Raw genomic sequence first — 4,486 nt, 5'->3', positions numbered from 1 at the left:
CACGGGGGGCCCCCCCAAACTGCTTTAACCGTGATCCCAGTCATTGGCCTAAGCCAACCGCACTTGTTATGGTTATTCCGGAAGTGCTCGGAATCAATGCGTGGAGAACCACAGGAGGGAGCGGTCGGCTATGCAAGCCACTTTGACGCTCTGCCCGTTCGTCTGCGTATCGAACGGGGTTGGCAACACGTTTTCCGCTTAAGGCTTCTGCCTTAGGCAATGTTCCAGTGCCCCCAATTTTTCGTTCCCTTGCAGACCTCAACACCTTGACGATTCGTGATTCCGTGCGCCCATGAAGCGCGTGCGGACTATTTGAGGATTTCCCATGCAGCCATTGACCGAAAAAACCATCCGCTCTTCTTTCATCAACGCCAGCCGCCAAGAAGCGAAGAAATTGACCCTGCCCGAAAACTTTGCCTCCCTCGAGTGGGATTCGCTGGAGTACCTGGGTTGGCGCGACCCGAAAATGATGCAGCGCGGCTACCTGCTCCACACCGATGAAGCGGGGCAGACCCGCGGCATCCTCTTGCGCCCCACCGACGGTGGCCGCAAGCCGACCAACGCCACGATGTGCGAGATGTGCCGCGATGTGAACATCCCCTGCGCGGTAGGCATGTGGACGACCAAACGCGCTGGCCAGGCCGGACGTGACGGCAACACCTTGGGAACCTTGATCTGCCTGAACTTCGAGTGCTCCCGCAATGTGCGGATCCCGCCTCCGAAGAATCCGATCTACCCGGACCCAATGGTTGTCGTTGCCGAGCGCATCCAGCTGCTCGACGAGCGCGTGCATAGCTTCCTGAACCGCCTCTAGGCAACCGCAGCCTTTAAGCCGATTCCGGCGCCGCCCGCCCAGCAAGTAGTGAACTGATGAGTAACAAAGCGTCCAAATTTTCTCAAAAATGGGCGGGCCCATCAGGCCTTGCTGGGCGGGTTTGTCGCAGTGGTTCGCGGATTTTATTGTGAAATTCCCAAGCCAGCACAATATCCAGCCAAAGGTTACTATTCAATAACCCCTTGATATATGAGCTACGTCACCTAAGATTCCAGCTATGGGTATACGCACTAGCGGACGTTTACCCCGGACGATCATCAAGGCTCGCACCGCTTTTATGTCGCCCGCCCATGACGGGAGCAGCACCGCTATCCAGCCCAGCTAGGAGAATCATGGTCACTCGCCGCACGCAGAGAGTGCCGCGCCTGATTTTGGGATCAGCCACTGCGCTTGCACTGGCTGTTACCTTGTCAGGACCGGCAAGCGCAGCAGGAATCCCCCAACCAGGCGACGGCGAAAATGCCGCGTCCCTGCCAATCACCAGTTCATCAGCGCTGTCCAACCTGAAAGTCTCCGGACCTCTTGCCAAATCAACTGGTGAAGTGTCTGTTTTCGTTCAGTTCCAGGGTGATGGCGCCTTCGAGACGGTGAAGAAGTCCGGCAAGAAGAAGGACACTGCCAAGGTCAAGAAGATCGGCAAGGAGGTCAAGGCCAAGGGCAAGCAGCTGGCAGCCGAGGCCAACTCGAAGGTCATCTACACCACGCACAACGCACTGCAGGGTGTCGCACTGACCGGTGATGCCGCTGATCTGCGCAAGCTTGCACAGCGTAGCGACGTTGCCAAGATCAGCTCCATCGTTCCCAAGAAGCCCTCCAACCGCAGCTCGGTAGTTGATACCGGCGCCCTGGAATCATGGAAGTCCCTGGACAAGACCGGTGACGGCGTCAAGGTGGCTGTGCTGGATACCGGCGTGGATTACACCCATGCCAGCTTCGGCGGCCCGGGCACCTTGGAAGGCTATAAGGAAGCCCAGGCGTCCGATGAGCTGCCCGGTGCAGATTCGGGCCTGATCGACACCAACAAGTTCATTGGCGGTTGGGACTTGGTCGGCGATGACTACAACGCCGACTCCGACGATCCCACCTACCAGCCGATTCCGCATCCGGACCCCAACCCGCTTGACTGCCAAGCTGCCGGACACGGCTCCCACGTTGCCGGAACCACCGCAGGCTATGGCGTCAACGCCGATGGCTCGACCTTCACCGGGGACTATTCCTCGCTGGACGCCGACGCGCTGGCGCAGATGAAGGTCGGCCCGGGCTCGGCCCCTGACGCACAGCTCATCGGCATCCGCGTCTTCGGTTGCGGCGGCTCCTCCTCCGTGGTTGGCCAAGCACTGGACTACGTACTTGATCCGAACGGCGACGGCGACTTCTCGGACCGCGCCGACGTGGTCAACATGTCCCTTGGTTCGGATCATTCCCCGGCCAACGACCCTGAAAATGACATTGTCGACGCCCTGAGCGCAGCCGGCATCCTCTCGGTTGTCGCTTCCGGCAATGCCGGCGATGTCACCGACGTGGGCGGTTCGCCGGGCAACTCGCGTTCCTCGCTGACCGTAGCCAACTCCGTTGGCTCGCACGTCACCCTGGACAAGATCCAGGTCGATGGTCCCGACAATGTCGCCGGTTCGGCCTCGGGCCAGTACTCGGCGAACTTCAACTACACCAATGCTGATCCGGCCGCCTTGTCCGGAGAAGCAGTGATGGCTCCGGCCGATAACGCATTCGGTTGCGACGCTTTCGAAGAAGGTTCGCTGGAAGGCAAGTGGGTTTGGCTGCAGTGGAGCGAGAACGGCGAGTTCCCTTGCGGTTCCGGCGCCCGCTTCAACAACGCTGAAGCCGCCGGTGCCACCGGTGTCCTCTTGGATGCAGAAAGCAACCTGTTCGATGCAGGCATCGCCGGCAACGCGACCATCCCAGGTGCGCAGTTCACCTTGGACGAGTCGAACAAGCTGCGCCCAGCAGCTGAAGCTGGCACGCTGCAGGTTACCCTGTCCCCCGAATTCGTTGGCGGTTCCTCCAGCGAGTCCGGCGTTGCAGACACGCTGAATTCCTCTTCCTCGCGTGGCGTCCACGGTTCCAACGGCGTGGTCAAGCCGGATGTGGCTGCCCCAGGTACGCAGATCGGCTCGGTTGGCGTGGGCACCGGTACCGGCACCGCCGTGATGACCGGTACCTCGATGGCCACTCCATTGGTTGCTGGTATCGCCGCGCTGGTTCTGGAAGACAGCGACTACACCCCATATGAAGCCAAGAGCATCATCATGAACACCGCGGCCACCGACATCAAGGCCGCCAATGGCGAAGCCTACGGTCCGAACCGTGTTGGTTCCGGTCGCGTGATGGCCGATGCAGCACTCCAGAGCCCTGCTTTCGCCTACGATTCCGAGGCAGCGGATCTGACCAGCGTGGTCTTCGGCGTTATCGAGCTGGGAGGCAAGAAGCCGTTCAGCGCGCAGCGCGAAATCACCATTGAGAACACCAGCGGCAAGGCGCAGAGCTATGACGCCAATTACGTGGCCGCTACCGAGATCCCAGGCGCAAGCTTCACCTTGGATCGCAGCAGTGTCACCGTGCCGGCCGGCGGCAGCGCCAAGCTGAACGTCACCCTGAGCGTTGACCCGCAGCAGTGGGCCAAGACCATCGATCCAACCATGGCTACCAGCCAGTCCGGTCTGGCTCGTGCCTGGGTTGCCGATGCCAGCGGTCGCGTCGAGCTGACTGCCATCGATGCTCCGACCCTGCGCATTCCAGTCCAGGCAGCACCCAAGCTGGCTGCCGACATGGAGGGCAAGCTCAAGAAGCTGAAGAAGGGCGCGGATACCACCACCCTGAGCCTGAAGGGCAAGGACATCACTGCTGGCGAGGGCGCTACTTCGGTGACCTCCCTGCTCGGTGCCTTCGAGCTGGGGGCTTCGAGTGAGCGCGGCGACGATTCGCTGGACAGCATCCCGGCGGCCCGTTCCGTGGACCTGCAGCACGTTGGCGCATCGAGCACCGCTGCCCGCACCGGCGTGGCTGACGGCCTGCTGAATGTCGGCATCTCCACCTGGGCCAACTGGGCCCATCTGGCTGGCGGCACCGAGCTGGATGTCGAGATCGATACCAATGGCGACGGCGAAGCCGACTTCGTTACCTTCAACGCCGCATTCGACGAAGTTGACCTTGACCTGGCAGCAACCTTCAACCTCGCCACCGGCGAGCAAGTTGATCTGCAGCCAGTGAACGGCATGCTCGGCGATGTCGATACCAACACCTTCGACACCAATGCAGCGGTCTTCCCGATCTCCCTGTCCGCCCTGGGGCTCGATGAGGATTCCGCGGAGATCTCCTACCGTGTTCTGGGCTACTCCTGGTACAACACCGATGAGAACGGCTCGATGATCCCGGTTGACCAGACCGACTGGATCGACTTCAACGTGGCAGCGCCACAGGTTGATTTCGGTGCAGAAGGCACCTTGTTCACCGATCTGTCCGGTACCCAGATCCCGGTGACCGTTGCAGACAGCACCAAGGCATCGAAGGCACTGTTGCTTCACCTGCACAACGGCAATGATGACCGTGCACAGGTTCTGGAAGTAACTGACGGAAAGAAGAAGGGCAAGAAGTAGGCCTTCCACCTCCCAAGAGCAGGCCCCGGGCACTTCC

2 protein-coding genes are annotated in these 4,486 nt (G+C 60.8%); both read left to right on the top strand.

All coding sequences use genetic code 11. The annotated features are described in order from the left end of the window. The first annotated feature begins 325 nt into the window (after positions 1-325). A complete protein-coding gene (locus ACNPM8_RS09190) occupies positions 326-814 on the top strand; it encodes an FBP domain-containing protein (protein WP_105658599.1) in 489 nt (162 codons plus the stop codon). Between the two features lie 563 nt (positions 815-1,377). Continuing rightward, on the top strand, positions 1,378-4,449 hold the full coding sequence (locus ACNPM8_RS09185) for a S8 family serine peptidase (protein WP_448939713.1): 3,072 nt from the start codon (positions 1,378-1,380) through the stop codon (positions 4,447-4,449). The last annotated feature ends 37 nt before the right edge of the window (positions 4,450-4,486 follow it).

It is taken from the genome of Glutamicibacter sp. AGC46 (genome assembly GCF_053543715.1).
Note: the sequence above shows the minus strand (reverse complement) of the source record. Positions and strands in the feature narration are given on the sequence as shown.

Bases quoted from the DNA above. Each gene is read 5' to 3' on its own strand.
- ACNPM8_RS09190 (WP_105658599.1), top strand. From the start codon at position 326: ATGCAGCCATTGACCGAAAAAACCATCCGCTCTTCTTTCATCAACGCC.